Below are 17,860 nucleotides of genomic sequence, written 5' to 3'. Positions count from 1 at the left end.
GGCCGCCGACGCCATTGACGGAATACGACGGAGGATTGCCAGAAAACGGCATTTATTGCTGTAAACTTAGGCAAAATCGAGGCTCTCATGACAGGATCACGGCTGGTCCGGGCCAGAGCGGGCGCGGCGCAGCTCGTCCTCGGAAATCTCGCGCTGCCATTCGCGCCAGATCGAGACCAGAAGCGCCATCAGAACCGGCCCCACGAAAAGGCCGACGATTCCCATGGTCTTGACCCCCCCGATCAGGCCGAAGAAGGTCGGCAGGAACGGCAGCTTGACCGGCCCGCCGACCAGCAACGGCCGGATGGTCTTGTCCACGACGAACAGTTCGACCGCGCCCCAAAGGAAAAGGCCCAGGCCCGCGAAGGGCGTGCCGCTGGCGACCAGGTAGATCGAGACCAGCGTGAAGCAAAGCGGCGCGCCGCCGGGGATCAGCGCCATGAAGCCGGTGATCACGCCGAAGGTCACGGGCGAGGGCACGCCCGCGATCCAATAGGCCGTGCCTAGGATCACGCCCTCGCCGATGGCGATCAGCGTCATGCCGGTCACGGTCGCGCTGATCGTGGCGGGCACCACCCGCGACAGCCGGTCCCAGCGGTCGGGCAGGATGCCCGCGCCGACCCGGTCCAGTTGCCCCACCAGCCGGTCGCCGTCGCGATACAGCACGAACAGCGTGATCAGCATGAACAGCAGTGTCAGCGCCAGATGGAAGGTCAGCGACCCCGCCGTCACCGCGCCGCGATAGATGGTCCCGATATTCGAGCCCGAAATCGCCTGGACGATTTCTGAAATGCCGCCGGGATGGCCGATATAGTTGCGCCATTGCTCGTCCAGCCAGGGGCCGAGCTGGGGCAGGTCCAGCATCCAGTGCGGCGTGGGCGCGCCCGCCGCATTGACCAGAATCGCCCAACTGATCCAGTCCCGAAGCTCGCGGAAGGCATAGACCAGGGCCATGGCGATGGGCACGACCAGAAAGCAGACCAGCAGCAGCACCATCGCCGTCGCGGTCAGCGTGCGGCCCAGGCCAAGCTGATGGACGCCGCGATTGCGCAGAGGCCAGCTTGCCAGCCCGATCACCGTCGCCGCCAGCACGGGGACGATGAAGCCGTGAAAGAAATAGATCGAGGCCACCACGATCGCCAGAAGCAGCCAGCGCGCCGCCGAAATGTTGGTCAGCAGGGGCTGGCGGTGCGGCCGCAGGCCGGTGGCCTGGACCTGCCGCCTTGCCGTCGATGCGCCGGAGGTCTGGGCGGTCGTGTCGGTCTGGGTCATCTTCCTCGTCCAGGATGTGCTGGCAATACCACAACGCAATATGGCGCTGGCCGCAAGTCGCTATTGCCGCAAGCGCCCGCATGGCCGGCGCGCGGCGGCCAGGATCGCGCCGTTGCCGATGAGCGGGGCGGCTATGGCCTGGGAAGGCGGCGGGCGCCTGGCAAGGTGTGGGCGCATGGCCGACTCGGTCATGCCGGTGCGGACCATGCCGATCCCCGCAAGCATCCGGTCCCGGCGCATCAGGCGCGATGATCCGGCGATTGGCCAGGGGCCGGGCAAGAAGGCGTGGATCTGGCCCGCAGCGGGCATGATGGCGGTCCTGGCGCGGATGAAAGCCACCCTCATCCCGGAATGCGGGCTGTTTCAACCGTTTGTGCCCATGCCTTGACCGATCCGGGTGCATGGGGCTGGTTTTCTCGTATTGGGCGATTGTGGCATTAAATCGACACGAACCAGACACAATCGCGCCCGTCTTGCCGGGAACATGGGAAATATCCGCCTGATTTAGTAAAGAAATACGCACCGGCGGACGGCCGGCAAGAACGGTCGGGGGCAGAGTGCCGGTCACGGGAGATCCGAAAGGCGAATTGCATGCGCTTTACGCCGCCCATCACGGCTGGTTGCAGGGCTGGCTGCGCGGCAGGCTGGCCGATGGCGGCGATGCGGCGGACCTGGCGCAGGACACTTTCCTGCGGCTGCTGGCCTCGCATCGAAGACCGTCGCGGCTGGGGCCGCGTCCGCGCGCGCTGCTGACCCATATCGCCAAGGGGCTTCTGGTCGATCACTGGCGGCGAAAGCGGGTCGAGCGCGCCTATCTGGACATGCTGGCCCATCTGCCCGCTTGCCAGGTGCCCTCGGCCGAAGAGCGGCTGATCGTCGTCGAGACCCTGACCCGGATCGACGCGATGCTGGCGCGCCTGCCCGCTATGACCCGCGACGTGTTCCTGCTGGCGCAACTGGACGGGCTGACGCTGCAACAGATCTCGGACCGGGTGCAGGTGCCGGTGATCACCGTGCGGCGCCATATCCGCAAGGCGCTGCTGGCCGCGATGGAGCTGGCCTAGGATGCCGCAGCCCCAGGCCGACGACCTGCTGCGGCAAGCCGCCGACTGGGCGCTGGTCCTGCGCTATGACACGCCCGACGAGGCCGAGCGCGCCGCGTTCCGGCGCTGGCTGGCGCAGGGACCCGAGCATGCCGCCGCATGGGAGCGGGCCGAGGCGGCGCTTCAACTGTTCGACCGCCTGCCGCGCGGGCTTGCCCGGCAGGTGCTGACCCAGGCCGAGCCGTCGCCGGACCGGCGTCGGGCGCTGGGGATGCTGGGCGGGCTTGGCCTGGCCGCGGCGGGCGGGCTGGCCTGGGGGCAGCCCTGGCGGAAATGGCGCGCCGATCTGGCGACGGCGGTGGGGCAGCGCAAGACCGTGACCCTGCCCGACCGCTCGGAACTGGTGCTGAACACCGACAGCACCGCCGATATCGCGTTCACCCCCCTGGAGCGTCGCATCCATCTGCTTCAGGGTGAATTGCTGCTGACCTCGGGCGCGGATCCCGCGCCGCTGTATCGCCCGCTTCTGGTCCAGGCCGGGGCCGGAGAGGTGCGCGCCCTGGGCACCCGCTTCAGCGTGCGCCAGATGCAGGACCGGGTGCGCGTCGCCGTCTTTCGCGATGCGGTCGAGATCCGGCCCCGCAACGCCCCGGCTCAGGTGCTGCGGGCGGGCGCGCAAGCGGATTTCATGGCCGATGGCATCCTGCCCCCGGCGGCGGTCGATGACAGCGCGGCGGTCTGGACGCAGGGGATGCTGCTGGCGCAGGACATGCCCCTGGGCGAGGTGATCGCGGAACTGGCGCGCTATCGCCATGGCGTCCTGCGCTGCGATCCCGAGGTGGCGGGGATCCGCGTCTCGGGCGCGATTTCCCTGGCGGATACGGATAGCGGGCTGGACCTGCTGGCGCGCACGCTGCCGGTGCGGATCCTGCGCCGCACGCCCTGGTGGGTCGTGGTCGCGCGGCGCGGCTGAAATTCTTTGCGCGCGGGGTGATCACTTTGCGCCGCTCATGCGGTGAAGGGGAAAGGTCGCCAGCCAGATCCCCAGCCCGCCGCCGTCCCTTCAGCCCAAGGAACACGCCGCATGAACCCGACCACCCGCGCCCCGGCGGCCGCCGCCCGCGCCATTGCCCTTTCGACCGGCCTTGCCGTTCTACCCGCCCTGATGCTGGGCACCGCCATCGGCACCGTCATCGCCGCGCCGGCGCTGGCCCAGTCGCGCGACTATGCCATCGGGCCGGGCCGGCTCAGCGATGTGCTGGCGCGCTATGCCGCCGCCTCGGGGGTGCAACTGGTCTATCGGCCCTCGGACCTAGCCGGGCGGCAAAGCGCGGGGATCAGGGGCAGCTACACGGTCGAGCAGGGCTTCGCCGTGCTGCTGGCGGGCAGCGGCTATCGGTTACAAGCGGCGGGCGCGGGCAGCTATGTGCTGGTCGGCCCGTCCACGCAAGGCGGCACTGCCGCGATCCCCGAGGACGGCGTGGTGCTGGACACGGTGACCCTGTATGGCGGAAGCGCCACGACCGAGGGCAGCGGTTCCTACGCCACCGGATCGGCCAGCATCGCGCGCGGCGCGGATTCGCTGCGCGAGGTGCCGCAATCGGTCACCGTGCTGACCGACCAGGCCATCAAGGACCAGAACCTGACCATGATGAGCCAGGCCATGGCCAAGGCGCCGGGCATCGTCGCCACGACCGACGGCATGGGCAATCCCGAATTCCGCTCGCGCGGGTTCGTGATCGACAATTACCAGATCGACAATCTGGGCACCGCCTATACCTCGACCTTCCGGCCGGATTTCGACCTGGCGATCTATGATCGGGTCGAGGTTCTGCGCGGCGCCGAGGGCCTGTTCTCGGCCGCCGGAGAGCCGGGCGGCACCATCAATCTGGCCCGCAAGCGCCCGACGGATCAGGTGCGCTCGTCGGTGTCGCTGGCCTATGGCAGTTGGAACAACCGCCGCGTCGAGGCCGATATCGGCGGCCCGATCGCCCTGGACGGCCGGCTGCGCGGCCGGGTGGTGGGGGTCTGGCAGGACCGGGATTACTTCTACAAGCCGGCGGATGAGGAAAAGCAGGTCCTTTACGGCATCCTGGAATACGACCTGACGCCCTCGACCACGATCAGCGGCGGGGTCAGCTATCAGCATCAATACGGCGCGCATTGGCAATCGGGCCTGCCGACATTCACCGACAGCCGCCAGCTGGGCCTGCCGCGCGACGTGGCGCTGAACCAGGACTGGGCCAAGCGCGACACCACCATCCGCGAGACGTTCTTCACCGCCGAGCACAAGTTCAGCGACGACTGGTCGCTGAAGTTCAGCGCCATGAAGCAGAAATACGATTTCGACTATCTGAAGCTGAATGTCGGCGGGCCGGTCGATCCGGCGACGGGGCTGTTCGGCGCGCCTGGCGCCTTCTCCGAGGATGACGGCAACCATTCCAAGGGCATGGACCTGAGCGTCAGCGGCCGCTTCCGCGCCTGGGGCGTGGATTACAAGCTGACCGCCGGCACCGATTGGCGGATGAGCGAAGGCAAGCAGATCCGCAACCTCTACACCACCGCCTTCCCGGATGGCGCGCTTGGCATCGGCGATTTCCCCGGCGTGGACCTGCCAGCGCCGACCTTCGTGCGACGGGATCACGGCTGGCCCGCCTGGGGCGCCAAGCAGCAGGGCGTCTATGCCCGGCTGGACATGGCGGTCAGCGACCGCGCCCATGTCATCGTCGGCGGCCGCTACGGCAATTACAAGCATCGCGATGTCTATGAGCTTTACGGCGACGATGGCAGCGTCACCCTGCGCGACACCAGCTATCACTGGAAGGAAACCGGCATCTTCACGCCCTATGCCGCCGTCACCTATGATCTGACGCCGGATTGGACCGCCTATGCCAGCCTGACCGAGATCTATACCCCGCAGGGCAACCGCTATGCCGGCCCGCCCGAGAACCCGACCCAGCTTGACCCGATCACCGGACGCAATTTCGAGCTTGGGGCCAAGGGCGCGGTGCTGGACGGGGCGCTGAACATCTCGGCCGCGCTTTATCACATCGAGCGCAAGGGCGAGGCGGTGCAGGACCTGCGCTATGGCGCGAACAGCGCCTTCTATCTGCCTTTGGGAAAGATCGTCAGCGAGGGCTTCGAGATCGAGGCGTCGGGCGAGGTCGCGCCGGGCTGGCAGATCTTTGCCGGCTATACCTGGAACCGCAACAAGAACGAAAAAGAGGATGCGGTCTATAGCGAGTTGACGCCAAGGCATATCTTCAAGCTGTGGACGGATTACAACCTGCCGGGCGATCTGTCGAAATGGACCGTCGGCGGCGGCGTGACGGTGAAAAGCAAGCACGCCAATTCCGGCACCTATTGGGTCTGGACGGATGATGGCTGGAGCCAGCCCGCCTTTGCGATCCGGCAGGGCGGCTATGCGGTCTGGGACGCGCATGTGAACTATCGCATCGATGACCGCTGGAACCTGGCGCTGAACGTGAACAACGTCTTTGACCGGAACTATTATGCCACCATCGGCACCCCCAGCGGCGGCAACTGGTATGGCGAGCCGCGAAACGCCACCCTGACCCTGCGCGGGCAGTTCTGATCCTGCCGCTGGGCGGCGCCTAGTCGCCCAGCAACTGCCTGTCATCCCCGTCTCGGCTGCGCACCAGTTCCTCCTTGATCCGCCGCAGCACGTCCAGGGCGCGCTGCCGGTCGGCATAGGCCACAAGGTTCGCCAGGATGTCCACGACCGCCAGGAAGGCGTAGCGGGTCGAGGTCGGGCGATAGATGTTGCGCCCCTCGGGCAGGTCGATGGCGATGGCGATATCCGCCGCCAGCGCCACGGGCGAGGCGCTTTGCGTCAGGGCGATGGTCGGCACGTTCTGACGGCGCATCAGTTCAAGGCAGCGCACCAGATCGGGGTTGCGCCCGGTCATCGACGAGATGATCGCGACCGTCCCTTCGGTCGCGGTGGCCGACAGCATCAGGTCCATGGCGTGGTCGTTCGAGCTGTGGATGCGGCAGCCCAGCCGGAAAAGCCGGTTGTGCAATTCGTTCGAGATCATCGAGGAATTCCCGCCCGAGCCGAAGGCCAGCACGAAATCCGCCGCCCGCAGCACCTCGGCCGCGCGTTGCAGCGCCGCGATGTCAAGCTGCTGGTGAACATGAAACAGCGCGTTCTGGGCCTTGGTCACGATGTCCTCGGCCACCTCGGCGGGGATCGATGTGGGTGTCTCGGGGCGCAGGTAGCGCAGGCCCACATGGTTCATGCCGGCAAGCTGCATCTTGAAATCGGAAAAGCCCGAACAGCCCACCCGGCGGCAGAACCGCGTCACCGTGGGCGGAGAGACGCCCGCCTTCGCCGCCAGATCGCCGATCGAGGAATGCACGACTAGCCCACGTCCTCCAGCGCCAGCCCGGCCAGCGTCCGGTCATGACCCGAGAGGCGTCCGTCCCTGTCGGCAAGGATGTGGTAAAGATCCATCGGCTTCCTCGGCAGCGGATTTTCAGGAATTAAACTGCGATCATCCGGGGCATGGTCGATGTTTTATGTAAAGGAAGTGGATTTTTTGCCTGTTTGTGAAATTCAGTAACGCAAATTCCCTGCATATCCTGGAGACGCACATATCCTATCCCTGGCCCGAACCGGGCAGGCCGCTTTCGCGGGTCCCGACGCCCATGCCCATCATCGACGAGGATCGGCTGGCGCGGAACATCGCGCGGGCGCAAGCCTATTTCGACCGGCACGGCAAGGCGTTCCGGCCCCATATCAAGACCCACAAGATCGTCGCCCTGGCCCGCCGGCAGATCGCGGCGGGTGCCGTCGGGATCAATTGCCAGAAGATCGCCGAGGCCGAGGTCTTCGCCGATGGGGGTATCGGCGACATCCTGATCACCTACAATATCATGGGCCCCGAGAAGCTGGGGCGGTTGCGGGCGCTGCATGAGCGGGTCCAGACGCTGACCATGACCGCCGACAATGCCGCCGTGGTCCAGGGGCTGGCGGCCAGCTTCGACGCCGCGCGGCCCTTGCGCGTGCTGGTCGATGCGACACCGGCGCCAGGCGATGCGGCGTCCAGTCCCCGGCCGATGCGCTGGCCCTTGCCCAGGCGATCCATGCCGCGCCGGGGCTGGCCTTCATGGGGCTGATGACCTATCCGCCGGTCGGCGCCGCCGCCAAGGTCGAGGCGTTCAGGGCCGAGACCATGCGGCTTCTCGATCAGCGCGGCATCGCCTGCCCCATCCGCCCGAACGGCGGTTCGCCGGACCTGTTCAAGGCGCATGAAGTTTCGCTGGCGACCGAGCACCGTTCGGGAACCTATGTCTATAACGACCGCAGCATGGAACGCGCCGGCTATTGCGCCCCCGATGACATGGCGATGCATGTGCTGGCCACCGTGGTTTCGCGTCCGGTGCCGGGCCGGGCGGTGCTGGACGCGGGATCGAAGGCGCTGACCTCGGATCTGTTGGGCTTTTCGGATCACGGCTGCATCGAAGGGCACGAGGATGCGCGCATCGTCGGCCTGTCCGAGGAACATGCCGTGGTCGAGATCGGCGCGGATTTCCCGCCGGTCGGCGCGCAGGTGCGGATCGTGCCCAACCATACCTGCGTTGTCAGCAATCTGTTCGACCGAATCGTCTTTCATCGCGACGGCAGGGTAACGCGGGTTGAGACGGTCGATGCGCGGGGCACCGTCTGGTCGGGCAGGGCGCCCAGGAAAGCAGCAGAAATGGGAAAGGGGGCGGATGAAAATCCGCCCCCTTTTCGCCGCGCATATTTTCACCCGCCGTGCGCCGGGGCGACCACCCCCTTGCCGTCTCGCCATGAATTCGCGGTGGATAAACCCGCGCGCGCCCTGGTGCGCCACGAAACCAGGCGGCATCGGATTTTCACGATATATGAAACTAAGTTACGGAATCGTCCATGACCTCGCCATTCCTCCGCTGCTCCTGTGTCCCTGCCGCCTGGGTCGGGTGAGGGGCGCACGCGGATTTTCACGGCCTCGCTCGCGATCGAGACGAACACCTTCTCTCCGGTGCCGACCGACATGCAGTCGTTCCGCGCCGCCTTCTATGCCGGTCCCGGTGCGCATCCCGACACGCCGACGCTATACTCTTCGGTGGTGCCGATCCTGCGCCGCCGCGGCCAGGCCGAGGGGTTCACCGTGATCGAGGGCACATTGTGCTGGGCCGAGCCCGCGGGCCTGATCCAGCGCCAGACCTATGAGATCCTGCGCGACCAGACCCTGGGAGAGTTGCGTGCCGCGCTGCCCGTCGATGGCGTGGTGCTGGGCCTGCATGGCGCGATGGTGGCACAGGGCTATGACGACCCGAGGGCGATCTGCTGGCCCGGCTGCGCGCCATCGACGGCCCCGATGTGCTGGTCGCCGCCGAATTCGATCCGCATAGCCATCTGACCGCCAAGCGCGTGGCGAACCTGGACCTGATGGCCGCCTTCCTGGAATTCCCGCATACCGACTTCGAAGAGCGCGGCGAGCATGTCGTGGACCTGGCCCTGCGCACCCTGCGCGGCGAGATCCGGCCGGTGATTTCCACCTTCGACTGCCGGATGATCACCATCTATCCGACCAGCCGCGAGCCGATGCGCGGCTTCGTGGATCGGCTGAAGGCGCTTGAGGGGCAGGGCGGCGTGCTGTCGATTTCCGTCATCCACGGTTTCATGGCGGGCGATGTGCCGGACATGGGCACGCGGATCGTCACCGTCACCGATGGCGGCAGGGCAGGTGCGAGGCGCTGGCCCGCCGCCTGGGCCACGAGCTTTATGTCATGCGCCGCGACACCGCGATGCCGATGCTCGGCACCGAAAGCGGGCTTGACCGCGCGCTGGCGCTGCGGGCGGCGGACCCCGCGTGGCCGGTGGTGATCACCGATGTCTGGGACAATCCCGGCGGCGGGGTGGCGGGGGACGCGACCCATATCCTGCGCCGGATGCTGGAGCGGGGCATGGACGATCTGGGATCCTGTCGCGGTCGACTTTTGCCACGCGGCGGGCGCGGGGGCCGAACGGCAACTGCGCATCGGCGGCAAGTCCAGCGGCATGGGCGGCGAGCCTTTGGACCTGTGCGTGACCGTGATGCGCGTCCTGGACGAGGGCTGGCAGGGCTTTCGCAACAGCCGCGTGACCCTGGGCCGCGCGGCGGTGGTCCGGCCTTTGGGCACCCGCGCCGACATCATCCTGATCACCAGCCGGACGCAGACCTATCAGCCCGACATCTTCACCAATCTGGGCATAGATTTCGCCGCCAAGGACTGGCTTCTGGTCAAGTCCACCAACCATTTCCACGCCGGTTTCGCGCCGATCACCTCGGAGATCGTCTATGTTGCCGCGCCGACCTCTTATCCCACCAATCCCGCCGAAACCCCCTATCGCAAGGCCAGCCTGCAACTTTGGCCGCGCGTCGCCGATCCGCTGGGTCTCGATACAAAGACTTGACGCTTTTCATCCCCGCAAGACCCGAAAACGGGTTGCGCTCAACAGGAAAGAAATACCATGCCGAAACTTGCCCTGACTTCTGCCCATGCCGCGCTGCCCTTGCCGACCGGCATGGCGCTGGCGGGGGGCGTGCTGACCGTCGCCACCATCGGCGAGCCGCCGACCCTGGACGCGATGCAGACGCCCACCGATATCGTGCTGACCATTGATCAGCACATCTTCGACACGCTTTACACCTAGGACGCGCAATGGAAATCCGTGCCGCTGCTGGCCTCGGCGATGCCCGATGTCTCGGGGGACGGTCTGACCTGGCGCATCCCGCTGCGCGAAGGCGTGACCTTTCATGACGGCTCGGCGCTGGATGCCGGCGATGTCGTCGCCTCGCTCACGCGCTGGATGCAGGTCAATTCGAAGGGCAAGCAGGTCGCCGAGGTGGTCGCCAGCATCAAGGCCGATGGCGATCATGCCGTCGCCATCAAGCTGAAATCGCGCTATGCGCCGCTGATCGCCACCATCTCGCAGGCGGCGATCATCATCCCCTCCGAAACCGTGGCTGAGCAGTTGGCCAGCTTCGTCGGCACCGGGCCTTACAAGCTGAAGGAGCGCAAGCCCGACCAATATACGCAGCTTGTCCGCTTCGACGCCTATGTCCCGCCCGAGGGCGGGATCAGCAATTACGCGGGCAAGCGCGAGGCCATCGCCGACGAAATCCGCTTCATCCCCGTGCCCGACGCCAATACCCGCGTCGAGGGGCTGATCGCGGGCCAGTTCGACTTTGCCGATTCGCTGCCGGTCAGCGCGTATGAGCGCATCGAGGCCAGCGGCGCCGCGAAGCCGGTGATCTTCCAGAACCAGGGCTGGGCATCGCTGAACATGAACATGAAGCAGGGCCTCCTGACCAGCAAGGACCTGCGCCATGCGGTGCAGCTTGCGCTGAACCCCTCGGACATGCTGCTGGCGGCCTTCTCGGATGACCGCTTCTTCGGGGTGGACGGCGCGATCTTTCCCGAGGGCTTTTTCTGGCATAGCGAGGCGGGCGTGACCCGCTGTGGCGAGGGCGATCCCGAGGCGGCGGCGAGGCCGCTTTCCGACGCTGGCTATGACGGCACGCCCCTGCGCATCCTGACCAGCCGCCAATACGAATTCCACTACAAGATGGGCGAGGTCGCCAAGGCTTATCTGGAAGCCGCGGGCTTCAAGGTGGCGCTGGATGTGGTCGATTGGGCGACCCTGACCACCCGCCGCGCCGATCCGGCGCAATGGGGCATCTTCATCACGCATTCGAACTTTCCCGGCGATCCGACCACGATCAACACGATCACCGATACCTATCCCGGCTGGTATGCCTCGGAGGCCAAGGCCAAGGCCGTCGCGGCCTATATGGCCGCCGCCTCGGACGATGAGAAGCTGGCGGCCTGGGAAGGCATCCAGACCGTGATCTATGAGGATGCGCCCCTGTTCAAGGTCGGCAATTTCAACGGGCTGAGCGGCGTGTCGGGCGGGATCAAGGGCTATGATCCGACCTATTGGCCGCATTTCTGGAACGTCACCCCCAAGGAGTAATGGCTGATGAACCGGACCATTCGCGCCTTGCTGCGACGGCTAGGGGGCATGATCGTCGTGCTGGCCATCGCCGCCACCGTGGTTTTCGTCATCGTCCGGGTCACGCCGGGCGATCCCGCCGCCGTCATGCTTGGCTCGGATGCCAAGCCTGAGGACGTGGCCCGGCTTCGCCGTCAGATGAGGCTGGATGCGCCGCTGATCGTGCAATACGGGCAGTTCATGCTGGGCCTGCTGCGCGGGGATCTGGGCCAGTCGATCTTTCTGGGCCAGTCGGTCGGGCAGGCGCTGCTGGCGCGGGCCGAGCCGACCTTTTTTCTGACGCTCTTCTCGATCCTGATCGCCTCGGCCATCGCGCTGCCGGTGGGCATCGTCTCGGCGGTCAGGCGCGGCACGTTGTTCGATCAGGCGGTGGTGACGCTGACCATGATCGCGGCCAGCATCCCCAGCTTTTGGCTGGGGCTGATCCTGATCCAGGTCTTTGCCGTGGGCATGGGCTGGTTTCCGGCCTCGGGCTATGGCGGGCCGGACAGCGCCTTTCTGGTGCGGTTGCGGCACCTGATCCTGCCGGCGGTGGCGCTGGGGGTGGTGAACTAGGCGCTGATCACGCGCTTTATCCGCGCGGCGATGCTGGACGTGCTGGGCGACGACTATGTGCGCACCGCCCGCGCCAAGGGCGCGAGCGAGCGGCGCGTGGTGCTGAAGCACGCGTTGAAGAACGCGCTGGTCCCGATCATCACCGTCATCGGCCTTTCGGTTGCGATGCTGGTCGCGGGCGCGGTGGTCACGGAAACCGTGTTCGGCCTGCCGGGTATCGGCAATCTGGCCGTCTCGGCCGTGCTGCGGCGCGACTATCCGGTGATCCAGGGCACGCTGCTGGTCGTGGCCGCGATCTATGTGCTGATCAATTTCGTGGTGGACATGCTTTACATCGCCGTCGATCCAAGGGCGCGCCTATGACCTCCATCCGCAACCTGCTGATTTCCGTCCGCCCCCTGCTGCGCAACCGCGCGGCCATGCTGGGGGCGCTGATCCTGATCGCCGTGGTGCTGGCCGCGATCCTCGCGTCGGTGCTGGCGCCCTATGCGCCGAACAAGCTTTCCATCGTGAACAAGCTGCAAGCCCCGTCCGGCGCGCATCTGTTCGGCATCGACGAATTCGGGCGCGACATCCTGTCCCGCGCGATCTATGCGGGCCGCGTTTCGCTGATGGTCAGCCTGGGGGTGGTGGCGCTGTCCACCGTGCTGGGGGTGATCCTGGGCATCGCGGCCGGGTTCTTTGTGCGCCTGGACGGGCCGATCTCGCGGCTTCTGGACGCGATGATGTCCTTTCCCGACATCCTGCTGGCCATCGCGCTGGTGGCCGCGCTGGGGCCGTCGCTGCCCACCGTCATCATCGCGCTGGGGATCACCTATGCGCCTCGGCTGGCGCGGATCGTGCGCGGCTCGACCCTGGTGCTGCGCGAGATGCCTTACATCGAGGCCGCGATCACGCTGGGCCTGCCCACCTGGAAGGTGCTGTCGCGGCACCTGCTGCTGAACCTCGCTTCGCCGATCCTGGTTCAGGCCACCTTCGTCTTCGCCTCGGCGATGCTGGCCGAGGCCAGCCTGTCGTTCCTGGGCGTCGGCGTCTCGGCCGATATGCCGACCTGGGGGACGATGCTGGCTTCGGGGCGCGAGTTCATGAACAACGCGCCCTGGCTGATGATATTCCCCGGCCTGACCACATCCTTCCGCGCCTCGCAGGGCTGGAAGGACGTGGTGCGGGGCATCACCTTCGGCATCCATGCCGGGGAAACCGTGGCGGTGGTGGGCGAATCCGGCTCGGACCAATCCGTCACCGCGCTTTCGGCGATGCGGCTTTTGTCGCGCGACAGGTCGCGGTCCACGGGGCGCATCCTGCTGGAAGGGCGCGACCTGCTGACCCTGCCCGAAGCCCAGATGCGCTCCGTGCGCGGCGGCAGCATCGGCATGATCCTCCAGGAGCCGATGACCTCGCTGAACCCGGTCTTCACCATCGGCAACCAATTGGCCGAGGCGCTGGTCCTGCCCTGCTCCACGTCCTGGAAAGAGGCCGAGGCGCCGCGCCTGATGGAGCGCGTCCGCATCCCCGCGGCCAAGATCCGCCTGCACGAATATCCGCACAAGTTCTCGGGCGGGATGCGTCAGCGGGTGATGATCGCCATGGCGCTGGCCTGCCGGCCCAAGCTTTTGATCGCGGACGAGCCTACCACGGCGCTGGATGTGACCATCCAGGCCGAGATCCTGTCCCTGATCCGCGAATTGCGGGCGGAAAGCGACATGGGTGTGCTGTTCATCACCCATGACATGGGCGTTGTGGCCGAGGTCGCGGACCGCACCGTGGTGATGTTCCGAGGCGACATGGTGGAAACCGGGGATACCGCCGCGATCTTCGCCCGGCCGACGAAGCCCTATACGCGGGCGCTTCTGGCCTCGATCCCCCGGCTGGGGACCATGGGCGGCGCATTGATGCCGCGCCGCTTTCCCCAGGTCGATCCGGCGACCGGGCTTGCCAGCGAGGGGACCGAGACCGCGCCGCCGCCGCCCAGCGACAAGCCGGTGGTGCGGGTCTCGAATCTGTCGATCCGGTTCGACCTGCCGAATGGCCGCGTCCATGCGGTCGAGGACGTGTCCTTCGAGCTGTATCCCGGCGAGACGCTGGCCCTGGTGGGCGAATCCGGCTGCGGCAAGTCCACCACCGGGCGCGCGATCATGCGGCTGAACACGCCGACGGCGGGCGAGATCCTGGTCGATGGACAAAACGTCGCCACCGCCAGGCCGGGCAAGATGCGCGCGCTGCGGCGCTCGGCCCAGATGATCTTTCAGGATCCCTTCGCCTCGCTCAATCCGCGCATCACCGTGGGTTCCGCCGTGATGGAGCCGACCTGACCCATGGGCTGATGAACCGCCCCCAGGCCCGCGCGCGGGTGGCGGAACTGCTGGAGCAGGTGGGTCTGGCCGCCGACATGGCCGAACGCTATCCGCATGAATTCTCGGGCGGGCAGCGGCAGCGCATCTCGATTGCCCGCACTTTGGCCTTGCAGCCGCGCTTCATCGTCGCGGATGAGGCGGTCTCGGCGCTGGACGTTTCGGTCAAGGCGCAGGTGGCGAACCTGATGATGGATCTTAAGGCGCAATACGGGCCGGCCTATCTGTTCATCAGCCACGACATGTCCGTGGTCCAGCGCATCAGCCACCGCGTCGCGGTCATGTATTTCGGCGAGATCGCCGAGATAGGCCCGCGGGTGCGCATCTTCGACGATCCGCGGCATCCCTATACGCGGCGGCTGGTTTCGGCGGCGCCGATCCCGGATCCGGCGCGGCATGACCCCCCCCCGCGCAAGAGCCGCGCAGCCCGATCCGGTCGCTTGACTATGTGCCGCCCCGGCGGCGCTATCGCGAAGTCCCGCCGGGCCATCTGGTCCAGATTGAGGAATGAGAAAGATGATGACAATCAAACGGCCGGCGTGGGCCAGGGCATCGTCAAGCAATCCCGCATCGCCATCGAGAACATGCCGAAGATCGTGACGGATGTGGGCTACGGCCCCCAGGACATCATGCGCGTCGGCGTCTGGCTGGACGATGCCCGCGATTTCTGGAGCTTCAACGACGTGTTCGAAAGCTGTTTCGCCGACCATCCCCCGGCGCGGGCCTGCGTGCAATCCGCGATGGTCGTGGATTGCAAGGTCGAGGTGGATTGCATCGCCTATCGCAAGCCGGCCTAAGCGGCGAAAGATGCGCGGCGCGGGCGGCCGGGGTCCATGCCTCAGCCTCTTGCGGGCAAGGCTTGCGATCTCTCGGGGGGGGCGGTCGGGCGGCAGCGATGCCGCCCTTGCCACGAGGGGGCCTTAGAACCGTGATTGCAGGTTGAAGCTGACCCGCCGGGTCTCGCCGTAATAATTGCCGCCGCCGACATAATCGATCTCGGTGTAATAAGCCTTGTCGAACAGGTTATCGACATTCAGCGATGCGGTCGTGCCGGCGCCGATCTGATAGGCCATGCGTGCGTTGACGATCCCGTAACCCGGCGCCTTGACGCGGTTGGTGTCGCGCTGATCGGTGGAATAGCCCTTGAAGGGGCCGCTGAACCGGATGCCCGCGCCCAGGCTTAGCCCGTCGAGGCGCCCGGACTGGAACTTGTAGCTGCTCCAGATGTTGCCCGAATGGCGCGGCGTTCCGATCTCGGTTCCCTGCACGAAATCGTCGCGGGTATATTTCGCGTCGATATAGGAGTAGTTTGCGGCAAGGTTCCAGCCGGGGCGGATTTCGCCGGTCAGGCTTAGCTCAAGCCCACGGCTGCGGGTCTCGCCCGTGGCGATGCTGAAGCGGGAGCCGTCGTTGGCGACATGCCCGGCATCGGTATCCTCGCGGGCGCGGTTGGCCTCTTTGATCTCGAACAGCGAGGCCGTGGCCAGCGCGCCGCCGCCGAAAAGCGCGGCCTTGACGCCGATTTCGCGCTGGGTGCCGGTGACGTTCGGCAGCAGGACACCATCCTCAAGCGCGTGGGAACTGCCCTCGGCCCATTCCGGCCGCCAGGCACGGTCCCAGGTATTGGCCGAGAACATCCGCGCATATTGCGCATAGACGGTCAAATCGTCGCTGACCTCATAGACCGCCGCCAGCGAGGGCGTGAATTCGCCCTTGGCCGTCCAGTCCCCCTCGCTTGTGCGCAGCCAGGACCAGCGGGCGGCGACCGGGAAGGTCAGCTTGTCCATCGCGCGGATGTCGATCTTGGCGAATGCCTGATATTCGTTCGTGGCCGCGCCCTTTTTGCCGAAGGGCCGGGTGACGAAGAAATCGGGGCGGTCGATCACGTGGTGATGCGGGTCGAAGATATCGACCAGGAATTCGTCCGAAGCATCTGCGGCGCCGAATTGGCGGCGGAACCAGCTTCGCTGTTGGGTCACGCCGAAGACCAGATCGTGGCTGCGGCCGAACGCATCCACCGCGCCGTTCAGCGTGGCATCGAAGATTTCGTATTGGTTCCAGTCGTTCCAGGTGGACAGGGTGTGGCATTGCCGGCCATCGGGATCGTCGCGGTCGATGCCGGTGTTGATATAATCGTGGACCGCCAGGGGACCGCTGCATGTCCAGGGGCCGCTGCGGCGCGAGGGGTGGAAGCTTTCGCCGTTCATATAGCTTAGCTTGCCGTGCCAGCGGTCGTTGAACCGATGCTCAAGATCCGCCGTCACCCAGTCCGAGCGGAACCTGAACAGGCTCCAGTCCTGGGTGGCGGTGGTGTCGGGATCGAAGTCGATCAGGCCGCCATCGGAATAGGTGGGCAGCCCCTCGCGGAAATCGCGCACCTCGTTATTGCGCTGCCGCCAGGCACCCATCCGCAGCATGGTCCGGTCCGTCAGGTCGTATTCCAGCGTCCCGAACAGCGAACTGCGGCGGTATTCCTCGGGATAGCGGTTCGACTTGTGGTGGTCATACGAGCCGACGACCCTCGCCCGCAGCCTGCCGTCCAGCATGGGCGCGGCGTTGTAATCCACCGTCAGCCGCCCCGCGCCGGGATCGCTGAGGCCGGTCGTGACGTGCAGATGCTCGCGGTCCAGCGGCCGCTTGAAGCTGTAATTGACCACCCCGCCGAAGCCGCCATTGCCGGTGAAAAGCGCCGCCGGTCCTTTCAGCACCTCGACCTGCTCGAAGGGGCTGAGATCGGCGCCGTTGCGGCCGACGAAATTCCCGACCGGAATGCCGTTGATCGACCTGTCGGCCCAATAGCCGCGCACGGTCAGGAAGCCTTCGCGCAGGGTGGCGTCGACGCCGGGCAACCCGCTTAGAAGATCCAGGTCCGAGCGGATGTCTTGCTCGGCGATCTGCGCGGCGGTGACGGCGGCGATGGTTTGGGGCGTGTCGATCGGCGCGGCATTGCTGCGATTGATCGAGGTCGGGGCGACATATTCGGTTTCCGCCGCCGGCTCCGTCGAGGATTGTATGGTCACGGTATCCAGCACCACGGCGCCAGGCGGGCTTTCCGCGACCTGGGCCAAGGCCCCACCCGAGGTGGCCATCAGCGCGAAGCCCGTCAGCGCGCCTTGCAGCAAGGTCTGGTTTGGCAAAGCAGTCATGTCTTGATCCCCAAATGAATGTCCAAAAGGGGTAGCTGGCTGGAAGAGCGATGCTGCCGTGCGAAAATATTAACCAATATGGCCGCCACCGTATGCCCGCAGTCTTTTCAGCGGCCGGGATTCTTCAGGTTTATTGCGGAAATGCAACTTTTCGCTTGAATGGGCGGGCGCGTTCATTCCGGGCTCCGGCGAAATCCCTTGCTCCATGTGCCCCGCTCGGCTACTGCTCGAATGTCGGTTTCCGAAAGGAATTGAAAGGGAATCCGTTGGGACGCCTTGCGCGTGCCGAACCGGAACTGCCCCCGCAACTGTAGGCGGCGAGGAGGAATGCAATCGCCACTGTGGCCCCGGCCATGGGAAGGCGCATCCCGCCCGCGACCCGCCAGTCAGGAGACCTGCCGACATATCGACCAAACCCAAGCGGGTCGGCTTGGGCGGACAATC

Annotated in this window: 12 protein-coding genes, 5 pseudogenes and 1 riboswitch; of the genes and pseudogenes, 14 read left to right on the top strand and 3 right to left on the bottom strand. The window is 66.3% G+C overall.

Annotated features, from left to right (window positions below):
• Nucleotides 1-96: 96 nt before the first annotated feature.
• On the bottom strand, nucleotides 97-1,272 hold the full coding sequence (locus QM682_RS02590) for an AI-2E family transporter (protein ID WP_415126788.1): 1,176 nt from the start codon (nucleotides 1,270-1,272) through the stop codon (nucleotides 97-99).
• Here QM682_RS02590 and QM682_RS02585 point away from each other — a divergent pair.
• The 4 genes from QM682_RS02585 to QM682_RS02570 all read left to right on the top strand — a co-directional run bounded on the left by QM682_RS02585 (nucleotide 1,256) and on the right by QM682_RS02570 (nucleotide 5,910).
• A complete protein-coding gene (locus QM682_RS02585; protein ID WP_415126786.1) occupies nucleotides 1,256-1,660 on the top strand; it encodes a hypothetical protein in 405 nt (134 codons plus the stop codon). The two genes, QM682_RS02590 and QM682_RS02585, sit on opposite strands and share 17 nt — an antisense overlap.
• Nucleotides 1,661-1,829: 169 nt before the next feature.
• Nucleotides 1,830-2,336 (top strand): sigma-70 family RNA polymerase sigma factor, encoded by a 507-nt coding sequence (locus tag QM682_RS02580; protein ID WP_415126784.1) that lies wholly within the window; start codon nucleotides 1,830-1,832, stop codon nucleotides 2,334-2,336.
• A 1-nt stretch (nucleotide 2,337) separates the two neighbouring features.
• Complete coding sequence (locus tag QM682_RS02575; protein WP_415126782.1) at nucleotides 2,338-3,288, top strand: FecR domain-containing protein; 951 nt, start codon at nucleotides 2,338-2,340, stop codon at nucleotides 3,286-3,288.
• A 111-nt stretch (nucleotides 3,289-3,399) separates the two neighbouring features.
• Nucleotides 3,400-5,910, top strand: coding sequence for a TonB-dependent siderophore receptor (locus QM682_RS02570; RefSeq protein WP_415126780.1), 2,511 nt, complete (start codon nucleotides 3,400-3,402; stop codon nucleotides 5,908-5,910).
• A 19-nt stretch (nucleotides 5,911-5,929) separates the two neighbouring features.
• On the opposite strand, the gene QM682_RS02565 is transcribed toward QM682_RS02570, so the two are convergent.
• Nucleotides 5,930-6,697: a MurR/RpiR family transcriptional regulator gene (locus tag QM682_RS02565; RefSeq protein ID WP_415126778.1), complete on the bottom strand. Its 768-nt coding sequence runs from the start codon at nucleotides 6,695-6,697 to the stop codon at nucleotides 5,930-5,932.
• A 289-nt stretch (nucleotides 6,698-6,986) separates the two neighbouring features.
• On the opposite strand from QM682_RS02565, the gene QM682_RS02560 reads away from it, so the two are divergent.
• The 10 genes and pseudogenes from QM682_RS02560 to QM682_RS02515 all read left to right on the top strand — a co-directional run bounded on the left by QM682_RS02560 (nucleotide 6,987) and on the right by QM682_RS02515 (nucleotide 15,067).
• The gene (locus QM682_RS02560) at nucleotides 6,987-7,457 is read left to right on the top strand and encodes an alanine racemase (RefSeq protein WP_415126776.1); all 471 of its coding nucleotides are present in this window, start codon (nucleotides 6,987-6,989) and stop codon (nucleotides 7,455-7,457) included.
• Entirely contained in the window at nucleotides 7,403-8,236 is an 834-nt protein-coding gene (locus QM682_RS02555) for a hypothetical protein (protein WP_415126885.1), read from the top strand. The genes QM682_RS02560 and QM682_RS02555 overlap by 55 nt, the downstream gene beginning before the upstream one ends.
• A 120-nt stretch (nucleotides 8,237-8,356) precedes the next feature.
• A pseudogene (locus QM682_RS02550) lies at nucleotides 8,357-9,192 on the top strand (M81 family metallopeptidase).
• Nucleotides 9,096-9,762, top strand: a pseudogene (locus tag QM682_RS02545) (MlrC C-terminal domain-containing protein). The pseudogenes QM682_RS02550 and QM682_RS02545 overlap by 97 nt, the downstream one beginning before the upstream one ends.
• Nucleotides 9,763-9,819: 57 nt before the next feature.
• Nucleotides 9,820-10,002: a hypothetical protein gene (locus QM682_RS02540; RefSeq protein ID WP_415126774.1), complete on the top strand. Its 183-nt coding sequence runs from the start codon at nucleotides 9,820-9,822 to the stop codon at nucleotides 10,000-10,002.
• 18 nt (nucleotides 10,003-10,020) lie between these two features.
• Nucleotides 10,021-11,325, top strand: coding sequence for an ABC transporter substrate-binding protein (locus tag QM682_RS02535; protein WP_415126772.1), 1,305 nt, complete (start codon nucleotides 10,021-10,023; stop codon nucleotides 11,323-11,325).
• Between the two features lie 6 nt (nucleotides 11,326-11,331).
• Nucleotides 11,332-12,282, top strand: a pseudogene (locus QM682_RS02530) (ABC transporter permease).
• Nucleotides 12,279-12,980: pseudogene (locus QM682_RS02525) on the top strand (ABC transporter permease); the annotation flags it as partial. The pseudogenes QM682_RS02530 and QM682_RS02525, both read left to right, overlap by 4 nt.
• A gap of 24 nt (nucleotides 12,981-13,004) precedes the next feature.
• Nucleotides 13,005-14,781, top strand: a pseudogene (locus tag QM682_RS02520) (dipeptide ABC transporter ATP-binding protein).
• The gene (locus tag QM682_RS02515; protein WP_415126770.1) at nucleotides 14,717-15,067 is read left to right on the top strand and encodes a RidA family protein; all 351 of its coding nucleotides are present in this window, start codon (nucleotides 14,717-14,719) and stop codon (nucleotides 15,065-15,067) included. Before QM682_RS02520 ends, QM682_RS02515 begins: the two are co-directional and overlap by 65 nt.
• A gap of 123 nt (nucleotides 15,068-15,190) precedes the next feature.
• Here QM682_RS02515 and QM682_RS02510 read toward each other — a convergent pair whose 3' ends face one another.
• Entirely contained in the window at nucleotides 15,191-17,416 is a 2,226-nt protein-coding gene (locus QM682_RS02510; RefSeq protein ID WP_415126768.1) for a TonB-dependent siderophore receptor, read from the bottom strand.
• 218 nt (nucleotides 17,417-17,634) lie between these two features.
• Nucleotides 17,635-17,834, top strand: a riboswitch (cobalamin riboswitch).
• The last annotated feature ends 26 nt before the right edge of the window (nucleotides 17,835-17,860 follow it).

This window comes from Paracoccus sp. (in: a-proteobacteria), from assembly GCF_047605025.1.
Classification (GTDB): domain Bacteria; phylum Pseudomonadota; class Alphaproteobacteria; order Rhodobacterales; family Rhodobacteraceae; genus Paracoccus.
Note: the sequence above shows the minus strand (reverse complement) of the source record. Positions and strands in the feature narration are given on the sequence as shown.

Coding starts and splice junctions, on each gene's coding strand:
- QM682_RS02590 (WP_415126788.1), bottom strand. CDS start 1,272: ATGACCCAGACCGACACGACCGCCCAGACCTCCGGCGCATCGACGGCA.
- QM682_RS02575 (WP_415126782.1), top strand. CDS start 2,338: ATGCCGCAGCCCCAGGCCGACGACCTGCTGCGGCAAGCCGCCGACTGG.
- QM682_RS02570 (WP_415126780.1), top strand. CDS start 3,400: ATGAACCCGACCACCCGCGCCCCGGCGGCCGCCGCCCGCGCCATTGCC.
- QM682_RS02560 (WP_415126776.1), top strand. CDS start 6,987: ATGCCCATCATCGACGAGGATCGGCTGGCGCGGAACATCGCGCGGGCG.
- QM682_RS02540 (WP_415126774.1), top strand. CDS start 9,820: ATGCCGAAACTTGCCCTGACTTCTGCCCATGCCGCGCTGCCCTTGCCG.
- QM682_RS02515 (WP_415126770.1), top strand. CDS start 14,717: ATGTGCCGCCCCGGCGGCGCTATCGCGAAGTCCCGCCGGGCCATCTGG.
- QM682_RS02510 (WP_415126768.1), bottom strand. CDS start 17,416: ATGACTGCTTTGCCAAACCAGACCTTGCTGCAAGGCGCGCTGACGGGC.